General features: G+C 72.6%; 27 protein-coding genes and 2 pseudogenes. 8 read left to right on the top strand and 21 right to left on the bottom strand.

What is annotated here, in order from left to right; translation table 11 throughout:
• Positions 1 to 39: 39 nt before the first annotated feature.
• Entirely contained in the window at positions 40 to 993 is a 954-nt protein-coding gene (locus ACQP10_RS08295) for an SIS domain-containing protein (RefSeq protein ID WP_433541143.1), read from the top strand.
• A gap of 115 nt (positions 994 to 1,108) precedes the next feature.
• Here ACQP10_RS08295 and ACQP10_RS08290 read toward each other — a convergent pair whose 3' ends face one another.
• From ACQP10_RS08290 to ACQP10_RS08250, 9 genes and pseudogenes are all read right to left on the bottom strand, one after another.
• Positions 1,109 to 1,696, bottom strand: a complete 588-nt coding sequence (locus tag ACQP10_RS08290; protein WP_346020895.1) for a GTP-binding protein — start codon at positions 1,694 to 1,696, stop codon at positions 1,109 to 1,111.
• On the bottom strand, positions 1,677 to 2,039 hold the full coding sequence (locus ACQP10_RS08285) for a DUF742 domain-containing protein (RefSeq protein ID WP_179819112.1): 363 nt from the start codon (positions 2,037 to 2,039) through the stop codon (positions 1,677 to 1,679). The genes ACQP10_RS08290 and ACQP10_RS08285 overlap by 20 nt, the downstream gene beginning before the upstream one ends.
• Positions 2,040 to 2,066: 27 nt before the next feature.
• Positions 2,067 to 2,489 carry a roadblock/LC7 domain-containing protein gene (locus ACQP10_RS08280; protein ID WP_386149223.1) on the bottom strand — a complete coding sequence of 141 codons (423 nt, stop codon included), beginning with the start codon at positions 2,487 to 2,489 and terminating at the stop codon, positions 2,067 to 2,069.
• Complete coding sequence (locus ACQP10_RS08275; protein ID WP_433541142.1) at positions 2,486 to 5,404, bottom strand: nitrate- and nitrite sensing domain-containing protein; 2,919 nt, start codon at positions 5,402 to 5,404, stop codon at positions 2,486 to 2,488. Before ACQP10_RS08275 ends, ACQP10_RS08280 begins: the two co-directional genes overlap by 4 nt.
• A 129-nt stretch (positions 5,405 to 5,533) precedes the next feature.
• A complete protein-coding gene (locus ACQP10_RS08270) occupies positions 5,534 to 6,067 on the bottom strand; it encodes an ACT domain-containing protein (RefSeq protein ID WP_433541141.1) in 534 nt (177 codons plus the stop codon).
• A 317-nt stretch (positions 6,068 to 6,384) separates the two neighbouring features.
• Positions 6,385 to 6,774: pseudogene (locus ACQP10_RS08265) on the bottom strand (HD domain-containing protein); the annotation flags it as partial.
• A 281-nt stretch (positions 6,775 to 7,055) separates the two neighbouring features.
• Positions 7,056 to 7,646, bottom strand: a pseudogene (locus ACQP10_RS08260) ([protein-PII] uridylyltransferase); the annotation flags it as partial.
• Positions 7,647 to 7,858: 212 nt separating this feature from the next.
• Positions 7,859 to 8,197 carry a P-II family nitrogen regulator gene (locus ACQP10_RS08255; RefSeq protein ID WP_179819116.1) on the bottom strand — a complete coding sequence of 113 codons (339 nt, stop codon included), beginning with the start codon at positions 8,195 to 8,197 and terminating at the stop codon, positions 7,859 to 7,861.
• A complete protein-coding gene (locus tag ACQP10_RS08250) occupies positions 8,194 to 9,507 on the bottom strand; it encodes an ammonium transporter (protein ID WP_433541140.1) in 1,314 nt (437 codons plus the stop codon). The genes ACQP10_RS08255 and ACQP10_RS08250 overlap by 4 nt, the downstream gene beginning before the upstream one ends.
• A 260-nt stretch (positions 9,508 to 9,767) precedes the next feature.
• Between ACQP10_RS08250 and ACQP10_RS08245 the strand changes: the two genes are divergently transcribed.
• Positions 9,768 to 10,700 (top strand): ABC transporter substrate-binding protein, encoded by a 933-nt coding sequence (locus ACQP10_RS08245; RefSeq protein ID WP_346020899.1) that lies wholly within the window; start codon positions 9,768 to 9,770, stop codon positions 10,698 to 10,700.
• 477 nt (positions 10,701 to 11,177) lie between these two features.
• On the opposite strand, the gene ACQP10_RS08240 is transcribed toward ACQP10_RS08245, so the two are convergent.
• From ACQP10_RS08240 to ACQP10_RS08225, 4 genes are all read right to left on the bottom strand, one after another.
• Complete coding sequence (locus ACQP10_RS08240) at positions 11,178 to 11,600, bottom strand: SgcJ/EcaC family oxidoreductase (RefSeq protein ID WP_346020900.1); 423 nt, start codon at positions 11,598 to 11,600, stop codon at positions 11,178 to 11,180.
• Positions 11,601 to 11,706: 106 nt separating this feature from the next.
• Positions 11,707 to 11,943 carry a hypothetical protein gene (locus tag ACQP10_RS08235; protein WP_433541139.1) on the bottom strand — a complete coding sequence of 79 codons (237 nt, stop codon included), beginning with the start codon at positions 11,941 to 11,943 and terminating at the stop codon, positions 11,707 to 11,709.
• Positions 11,940 to 12,170 (bottom strand): hypothetical protein, encoded by a 231-nt coding sequence (locus tag ACQP10_RS08230; protein ID WP_433541138.1) that lies wholly within the window; start codon positions 12,168 to 12,170, stop codon positions 11,940 to 11,942. Before ACQP10_RS08230 ends, ACQP10_RS08235 begins: the two co-directional genes overlap by 4 nt.
• Before the next feature lie 90 nt (positions 12,171 to 12,260).
• Positions 12,261 to 13,076 (bottom strand): alpha/beta fold hydrolase, encoded by an 816-nt coding sequence (locus ACQP10_RS08225; RefSeq protein WP_433541137.1) that lies wholly within the window; start codon positions 13,074 to 13,076, stop codon positions 12,261 to 12,263.
• A gap of 170 nt (positions 13,077 to 13,246) precedes the next feature.
• On the opposite strand from ACQP10_RS08225, the gene ACQP10_RS08220 reads away from it, so the two are divergent.
• Both ACQP10_RS08220 and ACQP10_RS08215 read left to right on the top strand, forming a co-directional pair.
• Positions 13,247 to 13,873 carry a PadR family transcriptional regulator gene (locus ACQP10_RS08220; protein ID WP_399499838.1) on the top strand — a complete coding sequence of 209 codons (627 nt, stop codon included), beginning with the start codon at positions 13,247 to 13,249 and terminating at the stop codon, positions 13,871 to 13,873.
• Positions 13,874 to 14,023: 150 nt separating this feature from the next.
• Positions 14,024 to 14,455 carry an SgcJ/EcaC family oxidoreductase gene (locus ACQP10_RS08215; RefSeq protein WP_346020905.1) on the top strand — a complete coding sequence of 144 codons (432 nt, stop codon included), beginning with the start codon at positions 14,024 to 14,026 and terminating at the stop codon, positions 14,453 to 14,455.
• Positions 14,456 to 14,548: 93 nt separating this feature from the next.
• Here the strand turns inward: ACQP10_RS08215 and ACQP10_RS08210 are convergent, their stop codons facing one another.
• Entirely contained in the window at positions 14,549 to 15,157 is a 609-nt protein-coding gene (locus ACQP10_RS08210; protein WP_433541136.1) for a TetR/AcrR family transcriptional regulator, read from the bottom strand.
• 141 nt (positions 15,158 to 15,298) lie between these two features.
• Between ACQP10_RS08210 and ACQP10_RS08205 the strand changes: the two genes are divergently transcribed.
• Positions 15,299 to 16,477, top strand: a complete 1,179-nt coding sequence (locus ACQP10_RS08205) for a cytochrome P450 (protein ID WP_346020907.1) — start codon at positions 15,299 to 15,301, stop codon at positions 16,475 to 16,477.
• A 436-nt stretch (positions 16,478 to 16,913) separates the two neighbouring features.
• On the opposite strand, the gene ACQP10_RS08200 is transcribed toward ACQP10_RS08205, so the two are convergent.
• From ACQP10_RS08200 to ACQP10_RS08175, 6 genes are all read right to left on the bottom strand, one after another.
• Positions 16,914 to 17,852: a sigma-70 family RNA polymerase sigma factor gene (locus ACQP10_RS08200; protein WP_179819128.1), complete on the bottom strand. Its 939-nt coding sequence runs from the start codon at positions 17,850 to 17,852 to the stop codon at positions 16,914 to 16,916.
• 232 nt (positions 17,853 to 18,084) lie between these two features.
• Positions 18,085 to 19,257 (bottom strand): imidazolonepropionase, encoded by a 1,173-nt coding sequence (gene hutI, locus ACQP10_RS08195; protein WP_386149260.1) that lies wholly within the window; start codon positions 19,255 to 19,257, stop codon positions 18,085 to 18,087.
• A 128-nt stretch (positions 19,258 to 19,385) separates the two neighbouring features.
• Positions 19,386 to 20,744 (bottom strand): formimidoylglutamate deiminase, encoded by a 1,359-nt coding sequence (locus tag ACQP10_RS08190; RefSeq protein WP_389994094.1) that lies wholly within the window; start codon positions 20,742 to 20,744, stop codon positions 19,386 to 19,388.
• Positions 20,732 to 21,895, bottom strand: a complete 1,164-nt coding sequence (locus ACQP10_RS08185; RefSeq protein WP_362747650.1) for an allantoate amidohydrolase — start codon at positions 21,893 to 21,895, stop codon at positions 20,732 to 20,734. Before ACQP10_RS08185 ends, ACQP10_RS08190 begins: the two co-directional genes overlap by 13 nt.
• A gap of 101 nt (positions 21,896 to 21,996) precedes the next feature.
• A complete protein-coding gene (locus ACQP10_RS08180; RefSeq protein ID WP_346020909.1) occupies positions 21,997 to 22,683 on the bottom strand; it encodes an SDR family oxidoreductase in 687 nt (228 codons plus the stop codon).
• Between the two features lie 131 nt (positions 22,684 to 22,814).
• Positions 22,815 to 23,144: a hypothetical protein gene (locus ACQP10_RS08175; protein ID WP_346020910.1), complete on the bottom strand. Its 330-nt coding sequence runs from the start codon at positions 23,142 to 23,144 to the stop codon at positions 22,815 to 22,817.
• 38 nt (positions 23,145 to 23,182) lie between these two features.
• On the opposite strand from ACQP10_RS08175, the gene ACQP10_RS08170 reads away from it, so the two are divergent.
• From ACQP10_RS08170 to ACQP10_RS08160, 3 genes are all read left to right on the top strand, one after another.
• Entirely contained in the window at positions 23,183 to 23,713 is a 531-nt protein-coding gene (locus tag ACQP10_RS08170; RefSeq protein ID WP_179819133.1) for a PadR family transcriptional regulator, read from the top strand.
• A gap of 200 nt (positions 23,714 to 23,913) precedes the next feature.
• Complete coding sequence (locus ACQP10_RS08165; RefSeq protein ID WP_346020911.1) at positions 23,914 to 24,873, top strand: ATP-binding cassette domain-containing protein; 960 nt, start codon at positions 23,914 to 23,916, stop codon at positions 24,871 to 24,873.
• 35 nt (positions 24,874 to 24,908) lie between these two features.
• Positions 24,909 to 25,658: an ABC transporter permease gene (locus ACQP10_RS08160; RefSeq protein ID WP_346020912.1), complete on the top strand. Its 750-nt coding sequence runs from the start codon at positions 24,909 to 24,911 to the stop codon at positions 25,656 to 25,658.
• Positions 25,659 to 25,729: 71 nt separating this feature from the next.
• Here ACQP10_RS08160 and ACQP10_RS08155 read toward each other — a convergent pair whose 3' ends face one another.
• Entirely contained in the window at positions 25,730 to 26,545 is an 816-nt protein-coding gene (locus ACQP10_RS08155) for a MurR/RpiR family transcriptional regulator (protein ID WP_346020913.1), read from the bottom strand.
• Positions 26,546 to 26,683: the final 138 nt, after the last annotated feature.

The following is a 26,683-nucleotide window of genomic DNA, read 5'->3' as shown; positions in this document are numbered from 1 at the left end:
CGAAACCCGGGAATCCCCCGGTGAAGGAGAGAAGAGAACGTGAACCCCGAGCTGTACCTCGCCGACCTGGAGGCCAAGCCCGCCGCGCTGACCGGGCTGGCGGACGCCCTGGAGGCCGACGACCCGTTCGGCGCCCTGCCGCCCGCCGTACGGCGGGTCCTCTTCCTCGGCATGGGCAGCTCCCGCTACGCCGCCGGGGTCGCCGCGGCTCGCCTGCGGGCGGCGGGGATCGACGCGGTCGCCGAGTACGCCTCCGCCGCCACCTCCTACCCGCCGGACCCCGGCACGCTCGTCGTGGCGATCTCCGCGACCGGCGGCAGCCGGGAGACCCTCGACGCGGTCGCCCGCCACCGGGGCCGGTCGTTCGTCCTGGCGATGACCAACCGGGACGGCTCGCCCGTCGCCGAGGGCGCCGACCTGACGGTTCCGATGCTCGCCGGCGAGGAGCGCGGCGGGGTGGCCTGCCGTACCTTCCAGCACACGATCGCACTGCTGCTGGCCCTGCACGGCCGCCTGACCGGCTCGGGCCCGGACGTGCCGGCCCTGCTGCGCCGCGCCGCCGAGGCCGCCGCCGACCTGCTGGAACGGCGCGGGGAGTGGCTGGAGCGGGCCGCTGAGCTGCTCGACGGCCCGCACGGGGTCTACACGATCGCCCCCGCCGAGCGGCTGTCGTCCGCCGAGCAGTCGGCGCTGATGTTCCGCGAGGGCCCGCGCCGGGCGGCCGACGCCTGCGAGACGGGCGACTGGGCCCACGTGGACGTCTACCTGACCAAGACCCTCGACTACCGGGCGATCCTGTTCCCCGGCTCCGCCTACGACGAGCAGGCCATGGACTGGATCCGGCAGCGGGGCTCCACCGTGCTCACCGTCGGCGGCGAGCTGCCCGGCGCCCGGGACGCCGTCCGATACCGGCACGACGACGACCCCGGCGTCGCCCTGCTCACCGAGACGCTGGTGGCCGAGCTGGTCGCCGCCCGGTGGTGGATCGGCTGAGGACCGCCCGCGCGGGCCCGCGGGACGCACCCGCGGGCCGGCGGGGCACCGGCCGCCCATGCCGTACGGACGGCCCGCGCCGTGCGACGCGTCCGGCTCCGGCCGCGAGAGCCGGTCAGGCCGACATGCCGTGGCCCGCGCGGACCCGCAGAACATGCTCGACCAGCGTGATGAGCGTGCGCTTGACGGAGTCGCGCGAGCGCGCGTCGATGGTCACCACCGGGACGTACGGCGCCAGCGCCAGCGCCTCGCGCACCTGCTCCTGAGAGTGGGGGAACTGCCCGTCCCAGCCGTTGATGGCCACGACGAAGGGCAGCCCGGCCTCCTCGAAGTAGTCGATCGCCGGGAACCCGTCGGCCAGCCTCCGGGTGTCGACCAGCACGACCGCGCCGATGGCGCCCTTGACGAGGTCGTCCCACATGAACCAGAACCGGTGCTGACCCGGTGTGCCGAACAGGTACAGGATCAGGTCCTGGGCCAGCGAGACCCGGCCGAAGTCCATCGCCACCGTGGTGGTGGTCTTGTTCGGGGTCAGCCCCAGGTCGTCGATGCCGGCGCTGGCGTCGGTCATCACCGCCTCGGTGGTCAGCGGGAGGATCTCCGAGACCGACCCCACGAACGTGGTCTTCCCGACGCCGAACCCACCGGCGACGACGATCTTCGTCGAGGTCAGGCCGCCGGGATTAGAGCCTGCGAAGTCCACTGAGCACCCTTTCGAGCATGTCGAGATCCGGCTGCCCCTTCTCCAGCTGCGGCTGGTGCAGGCGGACGAGGCCCTCGTCCGCCATGTCCGCGACGAGCACCCGGGCCACGCCCAGGGGGACCCGCAACAGGGCGGAGATCTCGGCGACCGACCGGAAGGACCGGCACAGCCTCATGATGGCGTCCTGCTCGGGAGTGAGCAGGGCGAGTTCCTCGTCCGTGACGAACGAGGACGAGACCAGCGTCTCCAGCGCCAGGTGGTAGCGGGGCTCGGCGCGGCCGCCGGTCATCGCGTACGGACGGAACAGGGGCTCCTCGTCCCCGGTCCCGTCGTTACCGATCACGGCCCTCTCCCGTGACGCGCGCGTTCATCAACGCCCCCGGGTGGACTGCAGCTCGGCCCGCAGGGCGGGGGTGAGCACCTGGCCGGCCCGGTCGACGAGCAGGGTCATCTGGTAGGCCACCAGGCCCATGTCGCACTCGGCGGAGGCCAGCACCGCCAGGCAGGAGCCGTCACTGATCGCCATGACCAGCAGCAGGCCGCGCTCCATCTCGACCACCGTCTGGGTGACGGATCCGCCGTCGAAGACGCGGGACGCGCCCACGGTGAGGCTGAGCAGCCCGGCCGCCACGGCGGAGAGCTGGTCGGCGCGGTCATCGGGGAACCCCTCGGAGCTGGCGAGCCGCAGTCCGTCGGCCGAGACGCACACCGCGTGCGCGACACCGGGGGTGCCGCGGACGAACTCGGTGATCAGCCAGTCGAACCTGCGTGCCTCATGGCTCAGGGTCGTCACGAACCCTCCTCCTTATCCGCCGTCTTTCCGGCGGTGTCCTCGTACAGTTCGGCGCGACCGCGCCGGATCCCCTGCTGGAAGCTCGACAGACGGCTGCGGACCCGCTCGGCCGAGATCGGCGCCATCGGAGCGGCCGGTGCGGGCGTGCTCGTCGCGGCGCCCGGCACCAGGTTGGCCTTGGGCGTCCGCTTGGGCAGGCCGGACGCGGTCGTCCCCCCGAGGGCCGGCTCGCTCGCGGCCCTGGCCGCCTGCCACCCGGCGTCGGCGGGGCTGTGCCAGCTCCCGTCGGCGGCGACCGGCTCGGCGGCGACGGGTTCGGCGGCGGGCATCCCGGCCGGGGGCGTGGGCCCCGCGGCCAGGGGGTCGTACGGCGCGGGCCGGCCTGCCGGGGCCGCCCCGGCGGCCGAGTGCGGCTCCGGGGCGTCCGGCCTGCGGAACCAGGCGGACTCGACGGAGGCGAAGATCGGCAGGTACTCCTCCTGCTCGGGTTCGAGCGGGGAGACCTCCACGACCGGCATCGGGGTGTTCACCGGCTCCTCATAGGACGCCTGCCCCCAGGAGGGGGACGGTTGGTCCCACGAGGGGCTCGGCTGGTCGAAGGAGGGGTTCGGCTGGTCCCAGGAGGACGCCTGTCCCCAGGGCGCGTCGTCCGTCGGCGCCTGGGCGGCGGCCTGGGGCCGCCGCCGCGGCAGCGGGTACTCGCCGGTCGCCGCCGGGTTCCGCGGCGGAGCGGACCGCCCGGACGGCGGACGGTCGAGGGAGGACTGCCCGAACGACGACTGACCGAAGGACGACTGGCCGAACGACGGCTGCGAGACCGGCGACTGCCCGAACGACGGCTGCGAGACCGGCGGCTGGGAGACCGGCGGCTGGCCGAAGGGGGACTGGTCGAACGGGGAGTGCCGCCCGGTCCGCGACTCGCCGCCCCACGAGGGGGTCTGGGCGGGCTGGACCTGCTGGACGATGAGCTCCGGCGGGAAGAGCACCATGGCGATCAGGCCGCCGCCGTCCTGCGGCCGGAGCTGGACGCGGATGCCGTGCCGAAGGGCCAGCCGGCCGACCACGAACAGGCCCATCCGCCGCGACACCGAGACGTCCACCACCGGCGGGTCGGCCAGGCGGCGGTTGGTCTCGACCAGTTCCTCGTTGGTCATGCCGATGCCCGCGTCGCTGACCGCGAGCAGCGCGGCGCCGCCCTCGACCATGCTGCTGGACACCACGACCTGACTGGCCCGGGGGGAGAACTGGATGGCGTTCTCCACCAGCTCGGCGACCAGGTGGACGATGTCGTTGGCGGCGATCCCGGCCACCGAGATCGTCCGGTGCACCTTGACCTGCACCCGCTCGTAGTCCTCGACCTCCGACAGGGAGGCGCGCACGACGTCGACGAGCTTGGCCGGCTGGCTGCGCCGGCGGGCCGGCTCGTGGCCCGCGAGGACCAGGAGGTTCTCGGAGTTGCGGCGCATGCGGGTGGCCAGGTGGTCGAGCTTGAACAGGTCGCCCAGGCGCCCGCCGTCCTCCTCGCCCTTCTCCAGGCCGTCGATCAGCGAGATCTGCCGCTCCACCAGGGTCTGGGTGCGGCGCGAGAGGTTGACGAACATCGCGCTGATGTTGGAGCGCAGCTCCGACTCCTCCGCGGCCAGCCGTACGGCCTGGCGGTGGACCTCGTCGAAGGCCTTGGCGACCTCTCCGATCTCGTCCTTGGAGTCGACGGGGATGGGCTCCACCTCGGGGACCTGGCTGTCGCCGGAGACCCGCAGGTTGCGCACCACCTCGGGCAGCCGGTGCCCGGCGACGTCCAGGGCCTCGGCCCGCAGGCGGCGCAGCGGCTGGACCATCGACCGGGCGATGAGGACGGTGAGGCCGATGACCAGCGCCAGCAGGAGCAGGATGAGCGCGGAGGTGATGATCGCGTTGCGCTGCTCGGTGTCCTCCAGATCGCGGGCGCGGGTGACCACGTCCCCGGCGACCTTGGACTCGACCTTGGCGATCTTGTCGATGACCGCGGCGTTGTCGGAGAACCACTGCTTGACGTCGTCGAAGTCGGTCAGCAGCCGGCCCTGGTGGCGCGGGTCGCTGGCCAGCACGATCGCCCTGGCCTTGGTCAGCTCGGCCCGGTGGACCCGCTCGTCGATCAGGGCGTTGGACAGGAGCTGGGCGTTGGCCGGGGTGGCCTCGACGGTGAAGTCCGCCTCGTACTCCTGCATGCGCGAGCGGGAGGCGATGAACTTCTCCAGCTCCTGGGCGTTGACCATCCAGGGCGCGTAGTAGCCGGACAGCAGCCGGGCGCGCTGCCTGGAGACCTCCTCCTTGGCGTAGGCCAGCGCGCTGAGCGCGCGCGTGTTGCCCACGATCTCGGGGTCGTCGCTGACCGCCGTGAGCTCCTCGTGGAGCTGCAGCAGCGGGGAGACCATGGTGCTGTACCGTTCCACCCGTATCGTCCCGGAGAGCCCGCGCAACTCCTTCAGCCCGGACAGCTGGTAGCGCACGTCCCTGGCGGCGTCGGCGGCCCGCCGGCCGTAGGAGTCGTCGATGTTGCCCAGGTCGGCCAGGACCTTCCCGACCTTGCCGTCCACGACCTCCATCTGCGCCTCGGCGCTCGACTTCAGCCCCTTGTTGCCGGGTTGGAACGAGGACCAGGCGAGCCGGTCGCGCTCCAGGCCGAGGGCCTGCGCGAGGTCGCGGATCCGGTTGCCGTACTCGGCGGCCGCGGCCGCCCGCTGGTAGCCGGCCACGCTCTCGACGGAGGCGTACACCCGGGTTCCGGCGAGCAGGACGCCCACCACGGTGGGCACCAGGATCAGGGCCGTAAGGCGTGACCGCACGCGCCAGTTGCGCAGGCTGAACCTCCCGCCGGCCCGCTTACCGCGGTCACGCGCCGAAGGACGGCCGCTGTCGGTTGTCGCCGTCGTCACGCTTTCGACACCTCTCACCTCACCGACGTACGTGGTCACAATGAGACCACAAGGTCACGGGACGCAACCGGCATAGCCGACAAACCGGGCTTAATCGTTACGAAGGTGACAAAAAACGGTCAGCTGCGGTTACCGCAGCGCGGCGAGCACCTGGTCCCGCACCTGTGCTCGCTGAACCGCGTCGGTCAGTGGGCGTCCGGCCCTGTCGACGACGTAGAAGACGTCCACCGCCTCCGCGCCGAGAGTCTCCACACGCGCGGCGCGTACGTCAAGACCGCAATCTCCGAAAGCCCTGCCGATTCGCCACAATAACCCTGGGCGATCGTGGGCGCGCACTTCGATCACCGTGGCGGTGGCGGACGCGTCGTCCAGCAGCGTGACCCGGGGCGGAGCCACCGGAACCCGGGACGGCCGCATCGACCTGGCCCTCCTGGCCAGACGCTCCTCGATGTCGAGCCGTCCCGCCAGCACCAGCCGCAGATCGGCCTCCAGGGTCGCCGGGTCGGGCGGCGAGCCGTACTCGGGGACGACCGAGAACTCGATGACGGCCGTGCCGCCCGCCGAGGCTGCGGAGGCGGCGCGCACCACCATCCGGTGGGCGGCGAGCACCCCGGCCGCCCGCCACAGCAGCCCGGCACTGTGGCGGACGGCCGGAGCCACCACGGTGACCGCTCCCCCGCCGACCCGCACGGCGCAGCCGCCGTGCCGGGCCAGGGACGCCCGGTCCGCCGACAGCGTGGGCGCCGGGGCGGCTGTGCGCCGGACAGCACCGAGCGCGTCCGGCGCACGAGGTCGGCCACCAGCGACGCCTTCCAGGCGTTCCAGGCGGCCGGGCCGGTGGCGGCGCCGTCGGCCACGGCGAGCGCGGCCAGAAGTTCCAGGACCTCCCGCGAGCCGACCGCCTCGGCCACCCGGGAGATCGTCACCGGATCATCCAGGTCACGGCGGGTCGCGGTCTCCGGCAGCAGCAGATGGTGACGGACCACCCGCTCCAGGACGGCGACGTCGGCGGGCGGCAGGCCGATGCGGGTCCCGATGTCGCGGGCCACCACCGCGCCGGTGGCGGAGTGGTCCCCGGGCCAGCCCTTGCCGACGTCGTGCAGGAGGGCGGCGATGAGCAGCAGGTCGGGACGGGAGACGTCCCGGGTGTGCGCGGCCGCCGCGGCCGCGGTCTCGATGAGGTGCCGGTCCACGGTGTAGCGGTGCACCGGGTTGCGCTGCGGGCGGTGCCGTACCCGTTCCCAGTCCGGGAGGAGCCGGACCAGCACCCCCGCCTGGTCCAGTTCCTCCCAGACCGGGACCGCCGCGCGGCCCGCGCCGAGCAGCGCCACCAGCGCGTCGCGCGCCGCGGCCGGCCACGGGACCGGCATCGGCGGCGACTGGGCCGCCAGCGCGGTGACCGCGGCGGGGGCCAGCGGCAGCCCCGCCTGCGCCGCCGCGGCGGCGGCGCGGAGCACGAGCACGGGGTCGGTGCGGGGCTCACCCCGCGGGCGAGCGCCACCTCGCCGCCGTGCTCGACGACGCCGTCGGCCAGCGGGCGGCGGCCCCGCGGGACGGGACCGCCGAGCAACCGGTCGGCGGCGCGCCAGGTGGCGTCGAAGGCGTGCGCCACCGTCCGGCCCGCCTCGGCCAGCCGGCGCATCAGCGCCTCGGCGTCGAGCAGGCCCAGCGCCCCGGCCACCGCGTCCTGCTCCTGGAGCACCAGCCGGTCGGCCCCGCGGGCGGTGACCAGGTGCAGGGCGTGCCGCACGTCGAGCAGCAGCTCGTACGCCTCGCGGGACCGGGGCCCCGGCGCCGGGGCCACCCAGGCGGCGGCCACGGCCTGCATCGCCTGCACGTCGCGGAGACCGCCGCGGGCGTCCCTCAGATCGGGTTCCAGGAGGAACGCCAGCTCCCCGCACGCCTCGGCCCGCCCCTCGGCGGCCTCCCGCAGCTCGCCCAGCCGCCGCCGGGCGTCGGCCCGCCAGCCGGCGAGCACGGTCCCGCGCGCCGCCCGGGTCAGCTCCGGATCGCCGGCCACGTGCCGGGCCTGGATGAGGCCCAGCGCGGCCCTGAGGTCGTCCCGGGCGACGGCGGCGGCCTCCTCCACCGTGCGCACCGAGTGGTCCAGGCCCGCCCCCGCGTCCCAGATCGGGTACCAGAGGCGGTCGGCGACCCTCGCGACGTCCCGCCGGCCGTCGTGCAGCAGGACCAGGTCCAGGTCGCTGCCCGGGGCGAGTTCGCCGCGGCCCAGGCTGCCCACCGCGACCAGCGCGACGCCCTCGGGGGCTCCACCGCCCGGCGCCCCGCGCGAGGCCCCTCGCGGGGGTCGCGCCGGACGCCGCGCGCGACGCCTCCGAGGGAGCCGTGCGGCGTGCCGCAGGCCGACCGGAGCAGGTCCGCGAGCCAGCGGTCGATGTCCGCCGCCCGGTCCCTGCGGACCGCGGCGTAGGAGCGGGCGTCACCCCTCACGGGTCAGAGCGCCTCGGGGCCGCGCTCACCGGTGCGCACCCGCACGACGGCGTCCACCGGGACCGACCAGACCTTGCCGTCGCCGATCTTCCCGGTCTGCGCGGCCTTGACGATCACGTCGATGACGTCCTCGGCGTCGTCCTCCTCGGCGAGCACCTCCAGCCGGACCTTGGGCACCAGGTCCACCTGGTACTCGGCGCCCCGGTAGACCTCGGTGTGGCCGCGCTGCCGGCCGTACCCGCTGGCCTCGCTGACCGTCATGCCCTGGACGCCGAACTGTTCGAGGGCGGCCTTCACGTCGTCGAGCTTGAAGGGCTTGATCACCGCGGTGATGAGTCTCATGCGTCCACCTTCCTGGACACCGGGGCGGTGGCCGGGCCGTTGGGGGAGGCCACGCCGGAGGAGTGGATGGTGCCGAGGTCGTACCCGGTCTCGGCGTGGGTGGTGATGTCGACGCCCGCGACCTCCTGCTCCCGCGTGACGCGGAAGCCCATCGTCCTGTCGATAACCTTGGCGAGGATCCACGAGACGACGAAGGAGTACAGGCCGACCGCGACCGGGCCCAGCACCTGGACACCGAGCTGGGAGATCGGCCCGCCCAGGAGGACGCCCTTCTCCTGGCCGTCGGCGAACGGGTAGGCCGCGACGAAACCGAGCGCCACGGCGCCGATGACACCGCCGACCAGGTGCACGCCGACCACGTCCAGGGAGTCGTCGTAGCCGAGCCTGTACTTCAGGCCGACCGCGTAGGCGCAGGCCGCCCCGGCGATCGCGCCGATGACGAACGCCGCCCAGGGGTCGACGAACCCGCAGGCCGGGGTGATGGCGACCAGGCCCGCGACGGCGCCGGAGGCGATGCCCAGGCTGGTGGAGTGGCCGTCGCGGAGCTTCTCGGCCACGATCCAGGCGCCGGCGGCGGCCGCGGTGGCGATCTGGGTGTTGATGAACGCCAGGCCGGTGGTGCCGTCCACGGCGAGCTCGGAGCCGGCGTTGAAGCCGAACCAGCCGAACCACAGCAGTCCGGCGCCGAGCAGGACGAGCGTGAGGTTGTGCGGCCGCATCGGATCCCTGCCCCAGCCGACCCGCTTGCCGATCACGAGCACCACCGCCAGGGCCGCGGCTCCGGCGTTGATGTGGACGACCGTGCCACCGGCGAAGTCCTCGATGCCGAGGTTGCTCAGCCAGCCGCCGCCCCACACCCAGTGGGCCACGGGGAAGTAGACGACGCTCACCCAGACGGCCGCGAAGACGACCCAGGCGCCGAACTTGACGCGGTCGGCGAGCCCACCGCTGATCAGGGCCACCGTGATGATCGCGAAGGTCATCTGGAACATGGAGAAGACGAGGCTCGGCATGCCGGTGCCGTCGTCCTTGGTGGCGGTGTCCGCCAGGCCGGACAGCCCGAGGTTGTCGAGACCGCCGACGATCATGTTGACGGCGCCGGAACCGGCCTCGTCGAAGGCCAGCGAGTGGCCGTAGAGGACCCAGGCGATCGTCGCGACGACGATGCTGACCCACGACATCATCATCATGTTGAGGACGCTCTTGGCCCTGGTCATGCCCCCGTAGAAGAACGCGAGGCCCGGAGTCATCAGCAGCACCAGGGCGGCGGCTGTGAGCATCCAGGCAGTGGTGCCGCTATCGATCTTCATTCGACGCGACCCTCCCTTACACATGGCGTATGGCCGTCTCAGGTCGCAGTGAACGCTTCTGGGCTTCGTCGACCGGCCGCGCACTGACGTTGACCCACAGCCTGGTGGCGCACCGTTTCAGTCCTCGTGCACGGGTGTTTCGGGCCCGTGAAACCCGGGCGCGCGGTGTTTCGGCCGCGTTTCGGGCAGGCGGGTTCTTGACCCGCCGATGGCCGCATCTATATTTAGGCTTGCCTTACCTTATGAATCAAGGGGAACCCATGACCTTCCGCCTGGTCAGAGCCGCCGCCGCGGTTCTGCTCTCGACCGTCGCCCTCGCCGCCTGCGGCACCTCCGACGGCGGGGATCAGACCGCCGAGGGTCCCACCCGGACGGTCAGGCACGCGATGGGCGAGACGAAGGTGCCCGAGACGCCCCGGCGGGTCGTCGTGCTCGACACCGACAAGCTGGACAGCATGGTCTCCCTCGGCCTCTCCCCGGTCGGCGCGGCCCAGGCGGCCCAGAACCAGGCGTGGCCGAAGTATCTCGGCTCGGCGCTGGACGCCACCAAGCCGGTCGGCACCCTCCAGGCTCCCAACCTGGAGGCCATCGCCGCGCTCAAGCCGGACCTGATCCTCGGCTCGAAGTTCCGTCAGGAGCAGTTCTACGACAAGCTCAACCGGATCGCGCCGACCGTGTTCACGGAGAAGGTCGGGACCACCTGGAAGGAGAACTTCCTCCTCGACGCCGAGTCCGTGGGCAAGAAGGCGCAGGCCGAGAAGCTCCTCGCCGACTACCAGTCGCGGGCGCGCTCGCTGGGCGGCTCCGAGGCGGTCAAGGTGAGCATCATCCGCTTCATGCCCGGCAAGATCCGGATGTACGGTCCCGAGTCGTTCAGCGGCATCGTGGTCGGCGACGCGGGCTTCGGCCGCCCCGAGCCCCAGCAGCTGAACGGCGCGGCGGACCGGCGCTTCGGCGAGCTGAGCCAGGAGAACCTCCCCCAGGCCGACGGCGACGTCCTCTTCTACACCGCCTACGGCGACCAGGCCGCCCAGGACCAGGCCGCCGTCACCGCGGGCCCGCTCTGGAAGAACCTGCCGGTGGTCAAGGACGACCGGGCGCACAACGTGGACGACGAGACCTGGATGACGGGGATCGGGGTCACCGCGGCCGGGAAGATCCTCGACGACCTGGAGAAGTACGCCAAGCCCTGATCCCGTACGGCGCGGCGGTCCCTGAACGGTGCTTCAACCCGAGATGGCCTTGAGCCCGAAACGGGGTTGGGCGGGTCGGTGGTCGCCGGGTCGGTCATTGGTGCGCGCTGCGATGGGTGGGTGTTCCGGCCGACGTTGCGGCTGGGCTCTGGTGGTTTCCGGCCTTCGGCCTGGCCTCGGGCGCGGTGGTTTCCGGCGTTTTGAAGCCGGCCGGAACACCCACCCACCTCCGCGCCATGACTTGCCCGGCCGTACGGCCCGCCCGCCGTAGTCGCTTCCCTTCCGCCCGGCCCACGGTCCCCGCCGCCGCTGAAGCCACCCTTGCTCCCGGCCGGGGGCGGGCCGCCGTAGCCCTGCGGCCACGCTGACAGGGGAGAGCGCAGGGCCGGGCGCCGTGGCCTTGCGGCCACCCCGACGGGGGCGCAGGGCCGGGCGCTGTAGGCGAACGGCCCGCGAACCGGTGAGACGCGGGGCGGGTCAGGCGGGAACGGCGGTGTTCTGGCCGGCCACGATCTTCCAGCCGTCCGGTTCCTTGGAGATCACGTAGAGCGTCGCACCCCGGGCACCCTCGACGGGTTCGCCCGCACGGTCCGTGGGCGTCTGCGCCACGTTCACCGCGATCACATCCGGGGCGATCTCCAGCAGCTTGACGACGTCGTACCGCGCGTAGGACTCACCCAGGAACCCCTTCATCGCCGGAACACTGAACTCGACGATCGCCTCACGGTCGTCCAGGCGCTTGCCCATGGCGTTGGACCAGGACGTCCGCACGGCGAACTGCTCGCTCAACGCGATCGCGTCCTTGGTGTTGAACGCCTCCTCCAGCGCCTTGACCACACCGGTCACCGCCGCCCGGGTCTCCCGCGAGATCTCTCCCACCACGAGAACGTCATCGGTCATGGCCATACCTCTTTCATCAGGGAATCCCGTACGGACGACAGGATCATCGGCACCCATACAACAACCTCGACCTACCTTGAGGTCAACAAGGAGAGCGGTTCTCCGGCTACCAGAACCTCACCTCGGGGTAGCCGTCCGACGGCCCGTCCAGCAGCGGCCGGCGCTTGCCCTTCAGGTGCAGGTCGAGGAAGGCGCCGACGTACGCGCGGGTGATCGCTATGGAGCGCTCGCCGTCGATGGGGAAGGCCGGCAGTCCCAGCTGCGGCTGGAGCACCGCGTAGTCGACGAAGTTCATGTGCTCGGCGCCGGTGACGGTCAGCCAGCGCTTCCAGTCACCGGTCACGTGGGGCCAGAACAGGTCCCAGGACCCCTTCTCCCCGTCGCCGGCCGGTTCCAGAGTCTGTCCTTCTCCAGCGCGTCCAGCACGAACGCCGTGTCGGCGGCCCTGACCCGGGCGACCTTCTCCCCCAGTTCCGGGGTCTGTCCGCCCCTGCCCGCCTCGAACGTGACGGCCCTGCCGTCCGGGAACATGGTGGCCACCGACTCATAGGTGTGCTCGATGCCCGCCACCAGATAGCCCCTGCCGGCGAACTCGTTCTCGGCGCCAGGCGATGCGGATCGGGCGGCCTGCGGCAAAGGACCGGCGACCGGGGAGAGGAGTCAGTGGGGCGAGGCGGCGGTGGAGAGGAAGTCGAGGAGAAGCGCGTTGACCCTGTCCGGGGCCTCCAGTTGCATCCAGTGGCCCACGCCGTCGATCCGCTCGTAGCGCCACGGCCCGGTGACGTGCTCCTGGGTGAGGAGCATCGCTCTTTCCGTGAGGAACCGGTCACCGCTGCTCCACACGCCCATGGTGGGCACCGGCGGCAGCTTGGCGACCCTGCCGGACGGCAGGGGGCGGAGCCCCGTACGGTAGATCGCCAGCGAGGAGGTGAGCGCGCGGGGGTCTCGCATGCGCGCGATGACGTCCTCCACATCGGGGTGCCCGCCCATCCACCGCCGCATGGTCGCGAAGTCGTCGCGGCTGAGCCACCACTCGGCGACACCCCGGAACTGGAACAGCAGCATGTACCAGGACCGTCTCCACTGCACGGGGCCCGCCGCCGCCAGCGTGGCGGGGTGGCCGACGGACATGCAGGTGAGGCTGAGTGCCCTCTGCGGCGCCGCGACGGCGGTCAGCTGCACGAGAGGCGACCCCCAGTCGTGGCCCACGAGGTGGGCCCGCTCCACATCGAGGCGATCCATGATCCCGAGCAGGTCCCCCACATAACGGGAGAGGCGGTAGTTCTCCAGCCCCTCCGGTTTGGCCGACGCGCCGAAACCCCGCAGGTCGGGGACGATCGTGCGGTATCCGGCGGCGTTCAGCGCGGCCACCTGGTGCCGCCAGCAGGCGTGGGTGTCCGGGTAGCCGTGCAGCAGCACGACGTCCGGCCCCTCCCCGCTGACCTGGACTTCCAGCTCCACGCCATTGACGTCCATGCGCATCACATGCCTCCGCAGGGGCTCCCGGGACCTGAATGTCCACGGTCGCACCTTTCCCCGCGCCGCGGAACCTACCGCGCGGCGGACCGCTTCGATTCCGTCTGGACCCGTCTGCCGTCATAGTGCAATATGCAATATAGGGAGTTGCATACCGAGGGTGGGTGGGGATGGCGGCGCGGCGGAGAGGTGAGCGGGATCTGGTCGGGCTGACCGTGCTCGCGCTGCTGTCCGTACGGCCCAGCCATCCCTACGAGCTGCACCGCCTCATCGTCGAGACGCACAAGGACTACGTCACCGGCCTGCCCCGCAGCCTCTACCACGCGGTGGACCGGCTGGCGGCGGAGGAGCTGATCGCGCCCGCCGCGACGACGCGGGAGGGCCGCCGGCCCGAGCGCACGGTGTACGAGATCACCCCGGAGGGCGGGGCCGAGCTGCGCAGCCGGCTCCGGCGGCTCCTGGAGGAGGTCGGGTCCGACAGCGGCGCGTTCCTGGCGGCGATCTCCCTCATGGGCTGCCTGTCACCCGAGGACGCCGGCCGGTGCCTGCGGACCCGGGCCGCCACCCTCCAAGGCATGGTCGTGGCCGCCGACGCCCACATCGGCGGGCTGGCGGCCTCCGGGCTGCCCGCGATCCTGACGCTGGAGGTGGAGTGCGACCGGGCGCTGCGCGCCGCCGAACTCGACTGGGTGCGCGGGGTGGTCGCGCGCCTGGAGTCGGGCGTGCTCGACTGGCCCGGCTCCGTCAGGAGCACCCTGATGGACGGCCTCCTCGCCGAGGAGCCGCCCCGGGAATGAGAGGCCGCCGGCCGGGTGCGCCAACACCCGGCCGGCGGATGAACCCGAACCGGATCCGCGAAGCGGCCGTCCAGGACTCGCAGTCTCCAAGGATAGGCCGCCTCGCGGGCCGGCCCAGAGCCCGTACGGGCCCGATCCGAGGAGAAGCACATGACCGAGGTCTCCCTGGCGACGCGCGAGATAGGCGCGGCGCTGGACCGGATGACGAACGCCTGGAACGACGGCGACGCCGCCGCCTACGCCGGGCAGTTCACCGAGGACGCCGACTACGTCACGTTCTTCGGCCTGCACATGACGGGCCGCCAGGCCATCGAGGACTCCCACCGCGCGCTCTTCGAGGGACCGCTGAAGGGGTCGAGACTGACCGGGGTGGCGTCCCCCTCGATCCGCTTCCTGCGGCCCGACGTCGCGGTCGTGGTCGCCGGTGGCGGTTCGTCCCTCGACGGGGTGCCCGACCCCGGGCGCGACTCCGTCATCACCCTGACCGCCGTACGGGAACCGGACGCCTGGCGGTTCGCCGCCTTCCAGAACACCCGGCGGACGAACCCGGCGGCACCGGCCGGGCCCCCCACCCGCCGATGACGAGTCGCCTGAGGGCCCCTGCGCCTGCCCGGGGCCCTCAGGCGGCGCCGAGGAGACGACGATCGCCGGGCGCACGGCGGGGCGGACGGCTCATCACCTGCTCAGGCCGCGGAGGGCGAGGTCGAAGCCGCGGCGCATGGACGCCCAGAACCGCTCCTCCGGCTCGCCCAGGTCCATGCTGGCGAGCGCGGCCCCCTGGACGGCGCCTATCACGGAGCCGACCACCGCGGCGGCGCCGACCGGGTCGAGCTCGTCGGGATAGACCTTCACCAGGGTCTCGGCGATCTCCTTCTGCAGCTCGAACGACATGTACAGCGCCTTCGCCTGGAGAGCGGGCACGGTCATGACCAGGCGGGTGTAGGTCTTCATCAGCTCGGGGTCCTCCGCCTCGACACCCTCGGCCCGGTAGTCGGCCAGCAGCTTCTCGTACATCCGGGTCAGCAGGTCGGGGAGGCTCTCCCCCGGGCGACGGCCGGCGATCACCGTCAGCAGGACCGCGTTGCGCTCCCGCGTGCCGGCGAACAGCACGTCCTCCTTGCTGGGGAAGTGGTTGAAGAACGTCTTCGTGGCCACGTCGGCGGCGGCCGCGATCTCGGCGACGGTCGTCTGCTCGTATCCCCGCTCGCCGAACAGCCTGATCGCCGTCTCCGCGATCAGCCGCCTGGTCTGCCGCTTCTTGCGCTCACGCCGTGACTCGTCCACGAGCTCACTTTATATGAGAAGCATTCTTACTCACATTGCATTCTTACACTTTGTGTAGTTTCATGAGGGCGCGGGGCCGGAGCACGGAGGCCCCGAATGAATGGCGTGGGCGACCCCTGGCGCCCGGTGAGGACGGCGAAGATGCCGACAGAGCCCCTGACGTTCCCGATGACCGCCTCCGGTCCTTTCGACCCGGCCCGGGAGATCCTGGCGATGCGCGATGAGCGGCCGATCGCCCGGGTCCGCTACCCGGACGGCAGGCTCGGCTGGGTGGTCACCCGGTACCCGACCATCCGCGCGGTGCTCGCCGACCCCCGGTTCAGCGCCCGGCAGGAACTGCGCGGCAGCCCGTTCAGCGCCGCGAAGATCCCGCCCGCCCTGCCCGGCATGTTCATCGGGATGGACGACCCGGACCACGCCCGCTACCGGCGCCTGCTCACCGGGCAGTTCACCGTACGCCGGATGCGACGGCTCACCGCCCGCGTCGAACGGATCGCCGAGGAACAGCTCGACCGGATGGAGGCGGCCGGCCCCCCGGCCGACCTGGTACGGGAGTACGCCGCGCCGGTTCCCGCGCTGGTGATCTGCGAGCTGCTGGGCGTGCCGTACGACTACCGCGAGCGGTTCCAGGCGGACGTCACGGAGATGATCCGCCAGAATGCCACCCAGGAGGACCGGCAGCGGGCGATGACCGACGTCGGCGTCCACCTCGGCGAGCTGGTACGGCGCAAGCGGGCCGAACCCGCCGACGACATACTCGGCGGGCTCGTCACGAACGGCGGACTGACCGACGAGGAGCTGACCAACATCGCGTTCATGCTGCTGGGCGCGGGTTTCGACACCACGACGAACGTCCTGGGGCTCGGCGCCTTCGCGCTGCTGCTGAACCCGGAGCGGATCCCGGCGCTCACCGACCCGGAGACCGCCGACGGCGCCGTGGAGGAGCTCCTGCGCTACCTCCCGGTCGTCCCGGGGACGATCCGCGCCGCCCTGGAGGACGTCGAGGTCGAAGACGTCCTCGTCCGGGCGGGCGAGAGCGTCATGGTCTCGCTGCCCGGCGGCAACCGCGACCCCGAGCGCTTCCCCGACCCCGACACCCTCGACCTGACCAGGTCCGCCACCGGCCACCTCGCCTTCGGGCACGGCGTCCACCAGTGCCTCGGCCAGCAGCTCGCGCGGGTCGAGATCCGGGCCGGCTTCTCCGCGCTGTTCCGGCGCTTCCCGGACCTGAGGCTGGCCGTACCGCCGGAGAAGGTCCCCCTGCGCAACGACATGATCATCTACGGAGTCCACGAACTCCCCGTCACCTGGGGGAGGTGACGGGGAGCATCTACGCCCGGCCCTGCACTCCCCGCCCCCACGGCGGGGAAAGGCGCCTGTGACGAGGACCATTGGAAACCGAAGCGGCGGGGACCGCGGGCGGTCCGAAAGCGAGCGGCTACGGCGCCCGGCCCTGCGCTCTCCCCTGTCGGTGTGGCCGCAAGGCTACGGCGGCCCGCCCTCGACCGGGAGCAAGAGTCGCTTCAGCGGCGGCGGGAACCATGGGCCGACGGAAAGGAAGAAGCTACGGCGAGCAGGCCGTACGAATCGGTCAGTCATGGCGCGGAGGTGGGTGGGTTTTCCGGCCGGAACACCCACCCACCGCAGCGCGAACAAACGACCACCCCGGCAACCACCGGCCCACCCAAGCCCGAGGAAACGCCCCGCATCGAAAAGGCCCGGTTCCAAAAGGAACCGGGCCTGGTGGAAAACAACGTCAAGCCGCCGTGGCCATCTTCCGCAGGCGGGCCAGGGCGTCGCGCTCGATGCGGCGGGCTCGGTCGCGGCCGATGCCGTAGCGCTCACCGACCTCGGTGAGGGTGTGCTCGCGGCCGTCCATCAGGCCGTACCGCCAGCGGAGCATCTCACGGGTCTGCCCCTCCAGGCCGGTCAGCCACTGCTCCAGGCGCTCACGCTCCAGGATGTCCATGGCCTGCTGCTCGGGGTCGGCCCACGTCTCGTCGGCGATCATGTCGCCCAGCTCGGTCTCGTCCTCGTCACCCACGCCGAGCTGCAGGGAAACCGGCTCGGAGGCCCAGCGGCGCAGCTCGCGGACGCGCTCGATCGGCAGCTCCAGCACGCTGGCCAGGTCGGCGTCGGTCGGCTCCTGGTCGAACTCGGCCAGCATGTCGCGCCGGACCCTCATCAGCCGGGTCATCTGCTCGCCCGCGTGGGTGGGCAGCCGTACCGGGCGGGCCTGCTCGTGGATGGCGCGTCCCACCGACTGGCGGATCCACCACGTGGCGTATGTGGAGAACTTGTAACCCCGGCGGTAGTCGAATTTCTCGACCGCCCGCACCAGGCCCAGGTTTCCTTCCTGCACCAAATCGATCAGCGGCATTCCCCGGCCGGAGTATTTGCGCGCGACCGCCACCACAAGACGTAGATTGGCCTGGATGAATTCGTCCTTGGCCCGCTGCCCGGAAACGGCGATCCGTTCCAGCTCCTCGTCGGCCGCGTCCCCGATCCGCGGTTCCGACAGCCCGCTGTCCAGCAACTGCTCCGCGAAGAGGCCCGCCTCGATGCGCTTGGCGAGCTCCACCTCCTCCTCCGCGGTGAGCAGGGGGACCCGCCCGATCTCAGCCAGGTAGGTTCCGAGCAGGTCCCGGTCCGAGACCTGCTGCTCCTGCGTCCGATTCCCCGTCGGCCTTGCCATCCGATGGCACCTCGCTCCGCCTGCTTATGGCATGCCCACGCGTTCGCTCAACGCCCCGCGTGCGCGGACATGCCGCTTGTCTGATCAACGCTCGGACCGGAGCAAAGATTCCCTAAAGAAGTACGCCAGGAGAATGGTTTTGGATTTCCTCCTCAAGGAGGAGGCCGCCCCCGAGAAGGACGTCCGCGCGCGTGGTGTCACAAGCCCCGTCGCTGCCCCCTTCCCACGGGTCTCAAACCAGGCGACGCCCCTCTTTCCAGACCTGTGCCACGAGGGGCACCCCGGGCCGGTAGGCGAGGTGGACGTAGGACGGGGCGTCCAGGATCACCAGGTCACCGGTGGCTCCCACCCGCAGGACGCCGACGTCGTCGCGGCGCAGGGCCCTGGCTCCGCCGTACGTGGCGGCCCGGACCGCCTCCAGCGGTGTCATCCGCATCTCCCGTACGGCCAGCGCGACGCAGAACGGCATGGAGGAGGTGAAGGAGGAGCCGGGGTTGCAGTCGGTGGCCAGGGCGACGGTCACCCCGGCTTCCAGCAGCCGCCGGGCGTCCGGGTACGGCGAGCGGGTCGAGAACTCCGCACCCGGCAGCAGGGTGGCGACGACCCCCGCCGAGGCCAGGGCGTCGACGTCCGCATCCGTCAGGTGGGTGCAGTGGTCGGCCGAGGCGGCGCCCACCTCGGCGGCGAGCCGCGCGCCGGGGCCCTCGCCGAGCTGGTTGGCGTGGACGCGCGGCAGCAGCCCGGACTTCGCCCCGGCCAGCAGGATCTCCCGGCTCTGGTCGGCGTCGAACGCGCCGCGCTCGCAGAACACGTCCACCCATCTGGCGTACGGCGCGCAGGCCGCGAGCATCTCCCCGGTGACGACGCGGACGTAGTCGTCGGCGGACGAGGCCTCCGGCGGCACGACGTGGGCGCCCAGGAAGGTGGTCTCGGCGGTGAACCGCCGGGCGATCTCCAGGGACCGGCGTTCGTCGCCGACCGTGAGGCCGTAGCCGCTCTTGATCTCGACGGTGGTGGTCCCCTGGGCGAGCATCTCGGCGACCAGGGCGGCCGTCCGCTCGGTCAGCGCGGCGTCCGTGGCCGCGCGGGTCGCCGCGACCGTGGTGCGGATTCCTCCGGCGGTGTAGCGCTCGCCCGACATGCGGGCGGCGAACTCGGCGGTGCGGTCCCCGGCGAAGACGAGGTGGGCGTGGCTGTCGACGAAGCCGGGGACGACGCAGCGCCCGCCGGCGTCCACGCGCTCGTCCGCGGCGGGCGCCTCGCCGGAGGCTCCGATCCACGCCACCCGGCCGTCCTCGACGACCAGCGCGGCGTCCGTGATCTCCTCCCGCTCCGGGTCGCCGGTGTAGAGCAGCCCGATCCGATGGAAAAGGGTGCTCCGCCTCTCCCCCTCCGCACGGCTCACCCGTTCGCTCCCCTCCGCATCGCCCAGCCGCTCGGCTCCACCGGCCGCACCGGCCGCACCGGCCGCACCGCTCACCCGCGCCACTCCACCGGCCGCACCGGCCGTACCCGCCGCACCGCGCACGCCGCTCACGCCCCCTCCCCGCGGACCGCCGCGATCGCCTCGCCGAGCATCGCGCCGACGTCGCCCAGGACGTGCCGGCCGTCCTCGACGATGCGGCGGCCGCCCGACACCACCGAGTGCACGTCCGCGGCCGACGCGGCGAAGACCACGGTCTCCGCCAGGTCGCGGGCGGACGCGCCCGCCGTACGGACCGAGTCGAGCCGGACCGACACCAGGTCGGCCCACGCGCCCGGCACGAGCATGCCCGCGTCGGCGAAGCCGAGCGAGGAGTGACCGTCGGCGGTGGCGGCGCACAGCAGCTCGGCGGCCGTCCAGTGGCCGCGCTGCTCGCTGATCAGCCGCTCGTTCAGCTCCACGGCGCGCGCCTCCTCGAACAGGTCGATGACGGCGTGGCTGTCGGAGCCGAGGGTGATCGGCGATCCCGCGTCGCGCAGTTTCCGGGCGGGGCCGACGCCGTCGGCCAGGTCGCGTTCGGTGGTGGGGCACATGCAGACGTGGCTGCCGGACTGGCCGAGCAGCGCGATGTCGACGTCGGACAGGTGGGTGGCGTGCACGGCGGTCGAGCGGGGCCCGAGGATGTCGTGCTCGCACAGGACCTCGACCGGGGTGGCGGTGTAGGTCTCCACGCAGGCGGAGTTCTCGCCGCGCTGCTCGGAGACGTGGGCGTGGGCCGGGACCGCGTGGTGCGCCGAGAACCTGCCGATCACCGGCATCTGCTCGGCGGGGACGGCGCGCACCGAGTGGACGGCCACGCCGATCTCCACGTCCTTCTCACCGCGGTAGGCGGCGAGCAGGGCCTCGGCCCGTATCGCCCACCGCTCGGCGTCACCGTCGCCGAACCGCTGCTGGACGCCGGTCAGCGGGGTGCCGATGCCACCGGTCAGATAGCAGGTGTCCAGCAGCGCGATGCGCAGGCCCGCCTCCCGCGCCGCCCGCACGAGGGCGTGCCCCATGACGTTGGGATCGTCGTACGGCCTGCCGCCGGGCCCGTGGTGCAGGTAGTGGAACTCCCCGACGCAGGTGATCCCGGCCAGTGCCATCTCGGCGTACACCGCCCTGGCCAGGGCGAGGTAGGAGTCGGGGTCGAGCGTCGCGGCCAGGGTGTACATCTGCTCGCGCCAGGTCCAGAAGCTGCCCTTCTCCCGCTGGGTCACCCCGCGCAGGGCGCGGTGGAAGGCGTGGGAGTGGGCGTTGGCCAGGCCGGGGAGGGTCAGCCCGGCGAGGCGGACGGCTCCGGCGGGCGGCTCGGCCACGCCGGGGACGACATCGGAGATCATCGAGTCGGTGACGGTGACGAGCACGCCCTTCACTGCCTCTCCGGGGGGCAGCCAGGCCAGCTCGCACCAGTAGTTCAGCTCCGGCACAGGTCCTCCAGCGCGTCGGCGAGGGCGGCGACCCCCGCGTGGCAGTCGGACGTCTCGGCGTGTTCGTCCGGGGAGTGTGAGATTCCCGTTGGGTTGCGCACGAACACCATGGCGCTGGGAACGCCCGCGGCGGCGAGGATCCCGGCGTCGTGCCCGGCGCCGGTCGGCAGCGCCGGGGCGCCGCCGAGGACCGCGGCGAGGCGGTCGCGCAGATCCGCGTCGAAGTCGACGACGGGGGTCCAGGACTCGGCGCTCACCTCGGCGCCGGAGGAGTCGGCCAGTTCGGCGACCAGCGCCCGGACGGCGTCCTCCCGGCCGCCGCGGGCGTCGAGCCAGGCGCTGACCAGGCCGGGGACGGCGTTGGCGTTGTTGGGCGAGACGCGCACCTTGCCGAAGGTGGCGAGCACCCCGGCGCGTTCGGCGGCCTCGCGGGCGCGCAGGACGGTGCGGGCGAAGGGCAGCATGGGGTCGTCGCGGTCGTCCAGGCGGGTGGTGCCGGCGTGGTTGGCCTGTCCGCGGAAGTCGAAGCGCCAGCGGCCGTGCGGCCAGATGGCCGAGGCCACGCCGACCGGGGCTCCGGCGTCGACCAGGCCGCGGCCCTGCTCGACGTGCAGCTCCAGGAAGACCCCGATGTGCCGGAGCGTCTCGTCGTCCCGGCCGAGGGCGCCGGGGTCGCGTCCGGCCCGGCGCAGCACCTCGGCGAGCGAGTCGCCCTCGTCGTCGGTCAGGCCGCGGGCGCGGTCCGGGTCGAGGACGCCGGTGAGCAGCCGGGACCCCACGCAGGGGACGCCGAACCTGGCGCCCTCCTCGTCGGTGAAGCAGGCGACGCCCAGCGGACGGGCGGGCTCGGCGCCCCTGGCGCGCAACGCGTCGAGGGCGGCGAAGGCGGAGACGACGCCGAGGGGGCCGTCGAAGGCACCGCCCTGCCGTACCGAGTCCAGGTGGCTGCCGGTGACGACGCCGGGACGGCCGGACGGGTCGCCCCACCAGGCCCAGAGGTTGCCGTTGCGGTCCTCCCGCAGGTCGAGGCCGCGCCGTTCCGCCTCCTGGCGGAACCACTCGCGCAGTTCCCGGTCGGCGGGCGACCACGCGTCGCGGAGGTATCCGCCGGTCCGGCCGTCACGTCCGAGGTGCTCGATGGCACCCCACATCTCGTCGAACACCACTCCATTATGTGAATGAAGTCATTCATTTGCGAGCCCTCCGCCCTCGGCCTTCAGCCTTTCGCCTTCGGCGGGCGGCCCGCGGGACGTCAGGCGACGGGACGGACCGCCGGGCTGAGGGTGATGTCGGTGAGGTGCGCGTCCGGCGAGGCGGTCACCGCCGCCAGCACCGCCCGGGCCACCGACTCCGGCGTCAGGTATCGCTCCGGCTCGTAGGCCCCGTTCTCCTGGGCCCGCACCCCGCGCTGCATGTCGGTGTCGATCCGCCCGGGATAGACGGTGGTCACCCGCAGGGCGGGCTCCTCCTGCCGGAGCACGTCGGCGAAGGCGCGCAGCGCGAACTTGCTGGCGGCGTAGGACCCCCAGGCGGGTTTGGCGTGCAGCCCGGACCCCGAGTTGACCGCCACCACCTGGCCGCGGGCGGCGCGCAGCGCGGGCAGCAGCAGCCGGGTCAGCTCGGCCACCGCGACGACGTTGACCTCCATCGTGCGGCGCCACACCTCGGCGGGCGTCTCCTCGATCCGCCCCAGGGTCACCACGCCCGCGCTGTGCACCAGCACGTCGAGCCGGTCGATCCCGGCGACGTCGGCCTCGGTGACGGCGGTGAGCTCCACCGGCCAGGGCCGTGCGCCGGGCAGCTCGGCGCACAGCTTGCCGAGCGCCTCGGCGTCGCGGCCGCCGAGCAGTAGATCGTGGGTGGGGGCGAGGGCGCGGGCGACGGCGGCCCCGACTCCCCGGGAGGCTCCTGTGACCAGTGCGGTCGGTCGTGCGGACATGCGGGCCACGTTACTCCGGGCCCGCCGGCCCGCCGTCACCCCCTCCCGGCCCTGAGCAGCCCGGTTTCGCGGCGCCGCCCGGTTTCACGACGCCGCCCGGGTCGGCGCCCGTCCCGCCCGTACCGGTGCGGCTACCGGTACGGGCGGAAGGTCGCGGGGCCGGGCCGTTCCAGGGTCAGGGCGTACCCGCCGTGCGGGTAGCGGTGGTCGTCCGGACGGACCCGGACCTCCCCGGCGGCGGCCTCCAGGATCACGCACCGGTACCACTCGCCGTCCCGCAGGAACTCCCAGTGCCCCATGAGCATCTCCAGCCCGGACCGCCGCACCTCCCCGGCCGCCCGGTCCTCGGGTCCGGGTTCGCCGAGCGGGTAACCGAACACGGTCAGCGGCTCCCAGCCGTCGCCGGCCTGCCGCAGGTAGCCCAGCAGGGCGCCGTCGTCGTCGCGTCTGATCTCTCTCACGGTTGACACCTTATACAAACTTGAATACAAATTTGAGTATGTCCTCCACCCGCGTTCTCCTGCTCGGCGTGCTGCTCGACGGCCCGCTCCACGGCTACGAGGTACGGCGCCGCCTCGAAATCATGGGCACCCACCACTGGGCCAACGTGGCCTACGGCTCGATCTACCACGGCCTGGCCAAGATGGCCGACGAGGGCCTGCTGGAGCGGGTGGAGGAGGGCAGGGGCGGCAAGACCGTCTACGCGATCACCGAGGACGGCCGGTCGGAGTTCAACCGCCTGCTGCTGTCGAACTGGTGGGAGATCAAGCCGATCGTCGACCCGTTCCAGGTGGCGCTCACCTTCATGGACCGGCTGTCGCCGGCCGAGCTGACCTCGGCGCTGGAGGCCAGGGCCGCCCAGCTCCGGTTCTCCGTCGAGATGGTCCGGCGGGCGATGGGCGGCAAGCAGGCCTACGGCGCCCCCCCGCACATCGACGAGTGCCTGCGGCTGAACGTCCTCCAGCTCCAGGCCCAGCTCACCTGGGTGGAGGAGGCCGTCGAGAAGGTCCGGAACGGCGAGCTGCCGTGAAAACCGGTTGAGGCTCCTCCCACTGGAGGGTTCACTCTCTTCTTCGGACGCGCCGTGAAACATCCGGGTGCGTCTTCCGGATACGCCTTCCGAACCTTCCGGGCACATCCCCCGGAACGGTGTGTCCGGGCGCCCCCTGAACGCCCTTGCCGGGAAAACCCCGGGACTCCGCACGACCCCCATCCCCCGAACGGAGAATCATGATCATTGAGGCGCAGGGACTGCGCAAGACCTTCACCGCCCGGCGCGGGCGCGGTAAGACCGAGGAGGTCGAGGCCGTCCGGGGCATCGACCTGAGCGTCGGCGAAGGTGAGATCTTCGCCGCGCTCGGCCCCAACGGCGCGGGCAAGACCACCACCGTCCGGATGCTCGCCACCTTCACCGTCCCCACCGCCGGGACCGCTCGGGTCGCCGGGTACGACGTGGTCACCGACGCCGCCAAGGTCCGCGAGCGGATCGGCTACGTCAGCCAGGCCGGCGGCGTGGACGACAACGCCCCCGGCCTGGAGAGCCTGGTGCTGGCCGCCCGCCTCGCGGGGGCCTCCCGCAGGGACGCGCTGGCCCGCGCCGGCGAGCTGCTGGAGACCTTCAGCCTGACCGAGGTCGCGAACCGCCCGGCGCGGACGCTCTCCGGCGGGCAGAAGCGCCGCTTCGCCCTGGCCATCGGCCTGGTGAACCGGCCGCCGCTGGTCTTCCTGGACGAGCCCACCACCGGCCTGGACCCGCAGAACCGCGCCAACCTCTGGGAGGAGATCCGCGCCCTGCGCGACGCGGGCACCAGCGTGCTGCTGACCACCCACTACCTCGACGAGGCCGACGCCCTGTGCGACCGGCTGGTCATCATCGACCACGGCCTGATCGTCGCCGAGGGCACCCCCGGCGGGCTGAAGAAGGAGATCGCGGGCGACGTCGTCACGCTGCGGACCGATGACCCGGCCGCGGCCCGGGAACTGCTGGCCGCGCAGCCGTACATCGCCGAGACGCGCCTGGAGGGGGAGGTCCTGCGCGCCTACCTCGACGACGGCGAGCACAGCCTGCCCGCCCTGCTGCGCGCCCTGGAGTCCGGGGGCGTGTCGATCGGCTCCATCTCCCTCGACCGGGCCACGCTCGACGACGTCTTCCTCAAGCACACCGGCCGCTCCCTGCGCGACGCCGCCTGACGCCCGCCGCCCCCGACCGAAGAAGGAACCCCCCGATGCTCCGGCACACCATGCTCTTTCTGGGCTACGAACTCGGCAACCTCCGCCGCAACCCCGCCTGGCCGCTGCTCGGCATCATGCAGCCCGTCCTCTACCTCCTGCTGTTCGCCCCGCTGCTGACCAAACTGACCCCGGGCGGGACGCTCTCCGAGGCGCTGGTCGTGTTCACCCCCGCCGCGCTGGTGATGATCGCCCTGTTCGGCTCGATGTTCACCGGGTTCGGCATGATCAACGAGACCCGGAACGGGGTGCTGGAACGGCTGGCGGTCAGCCAGGCGTGGCGGCCCTCGATCGTCCTCGGCCGGGTCGCCAAGGACATGATCATGCTGGTCCTGCAGTCGCTCCTGATCCTCGGCGTGGCCTCACTGATGGGCCTGCGGATCTCCCTGGCCGCGATGGGCCTCATGCTGCTGCTCATGGCCGTCACCGGCCTGTTCGCCGCGAACCTGTCGTACGGCCTGGCGCTGTCGATCCGCGACGAGAACGGCATGTCGCAGATCGTGCAGTTCTTCCTGCTGCCGCTGATGCTGCTGTCGGGCCTGATGCTGCCGATCTCCCTCGGCCCCGACTGGATGCAGGCGGTCGCGAAGTTCAACCCGCTGTACTACGCGGTCGAGGCGGGCCGGGCGCTGTTCGCCGGGGACTTCTCAAGCGGCACGATCCCGACGGCCTTCGCGCTGTTCCTGGTCCTGGGCGTGCTCACCCTGACCTGGTCGGTCCGCTCACTGCGGAAGCTGGCCGGCTGACCCGCGCCGCCCGCTCCCCGGCCTCGCCCGCCCCCTTCTCCGCCGGGCGGCGGGGGGGCGGGCCGGCGCCGTCACTCGACGAAGACCCCGCCCTGGTCGGTCATCCGCTCGTACTCCTCCAGGCGGGCCTGGGTGCGCAGCGGCGCCGCGTCGGCCATGGCCTCCACCAGCACCATGGCCAGGGCGAGCGGCGCCGCGTGCGAGTCGAACACCAGCCGCTCGCCGACCGGCGCGTCCAGCAGGACGTCGGCCTCGAACGGCACGTCGCGCCGGTCGGTGATCACCGCGGTCCGCAGGCCCAGCTCGCGGGCCCGCCCCAGGGCGGCGACCGCCTCGGCGGGGTAGCGGGGCAGGACCACCGCGACCAGCCAGCCCGCCCCGGCGCGGCGCGCGGCGTGCAGGCCGTCGGCCAGCTCGGAGCCGCCGTGGACCATCAGGCGGACGTCGGGGTGGATGCGGCGGGCGAAGTAGGCGAACGTGGTGGCCAGCCCGCTGGAGACGCGCAGTCCCAGCACAGGCAGCGGCTCGCACGCGGCGAGCGCGGCACCCAGTTCGGCGACGGGCGACGGGTCGGCCAGGCCCTCGCGCACGCTGCGCAGGTTGCCGATCTCGACGTCGATGGCGGTCTGCAGGTCGTTGGCGCGCGGCGGGACCTGGTCGCCCACCACGAGGGGCCGCAGCGCCTGCCGCAGCTCGGGGTAGCCGGCGAAGCCGAGCCCGACGGCGAACCTGGTCACCGACGGCTGACTCACCCCGACCCGGTCGGCCAGCTCCACGCTGGACAGGAAGATCGCCTCATCCAGGTGGTCGCCGAGGTAGCGGGCGATCCGCCGCTGCACGGGCGACAGCCGCCGGCCCTCAAGAAGTCGATCGAGTCCGTCCCCCACGTCCCCTCCAACCGCCGGGCCGCGCGCGGGAATTCCCGCATCCACCGCGCGTCCGCCGCGCGTCCGGCGCGTGTCCGCCCGAGCCGGGCCCGTCCGCGCTTCGTCCGGTGGCGGGCCCGGCCGGTACGGTCCGGCGCG

The sequence above is a fragment of the Streptosporangium sandarakinum genome, assembly GCF_050942225.1.
Lineage (GTDB): Bacteria > Actinomycetota > Actinomycetes > Streptosporangiales > Streptosporangiaceae > Streptosporangium > Streptosporangium nondiastaticum.
The sequence above is the reverse complement of the archived record's forward strand: the minus strand, read 5'-3'. Positions and strand labels throughout refer to the sequence as shown.

Coding starts and splice junctions, on each gene's coding strand:
- ACQP10_RS08255 (WP_179819116.1), bottom strand. CDS start 8,197: ATGAGACTCATCACCGCGGTGATCAAGCCCTTCAAGCTCGACGACGTG.
- ACQP10_RS08250 (WP_433541140.1), bottom strand. CDS start 9,507: ATGAAGATCGATAGCGGCACCACTGCCTGGATGCTCACAGCCGCCGCC.
- ACQP10_RS08245 (WP_346020899.1), top strand. CDS start 9,768: ATGACCTTCCGCCTGGTCAGAGCCGCCGCCGCGGTTCTGCTCTCGACC.
- ACQP10_RS08240 (WP_346020900.1), bottom strand. CDS start 11,600: ATGACCGATGACGTTCTCGTGGTGGGAGAGATCTCGCGGGAGACCCGG.
- ACQP10_RS08225 (WP_433541137.1), bottom strand. CDS start 13,076: ATGGACGTCAATGGCGTGGAGCTGGAAGTCCAGGTCAGCGGGGAGGGG.
- ACQP10_RS08220 (WP_399499838.1), top strand. CDS start 13,247: ATGGCGGCGCGGCGGAGAGGTGAGCGGGATCTGGTCGGGCTGACCGTG.
- ACQP10_RS08215 (WP_346020905.1), top strand. CDS start 14,024: ATGACCGAGGTCTCCCTGGCGACGCGCGAGATAGGCGCGGCGCTGGAC.
- ACQP10_RS08205 (WP_346020907.1), top strand. CDS start 15,299: ATGCCGACAGAGCCCCTGACGTTCCCGATGACCGCCTCCGGTCCTTTC.
- ACQP10_RS08200 (WP_179819128.1), bottom strand. CDS start 17,852: ATGGCAAGGCCGACGGGGAATCGGACGCAGGAGCAGCAGGTCTCGGAC.
- ACQP10_RS08185 (WP_362747650.1), bottom strand. CDS start 21,895: ATGTGGGGTGCCATCGAGCACCTCGGACGTGACGGCCGGACCGGCGGA.
- ACQP10_RS08180 (WP_346020909.1), bottom strand. CDS start 22,683: ATGTCCGCACGACCGACCGCACTGGTCACAGGAGCCTCCCGGGGAGTC.
- ACQP10_RS08170 (WP_179819133.1), top strand. CDS start 23,183: ATGTCCTCCACCCGCGTTCTCCTGCTCGGCGTGCTGCTCGACGGCCCG.
- ACQP10_RS08165 (WP_346020911.1), top strand. CDS start 23,914: ATGATCATTGAGGCGCAGGGACTGCGCAAGACCTTCACCGCCCGGCGC.
- ACQP10_RS08160 (WP_346020912.1), top strand. CDS start 24,909: ATGCTCCGGCACACCATGCTCTTTCTGGGCTACGAACTCGGCAACCTC.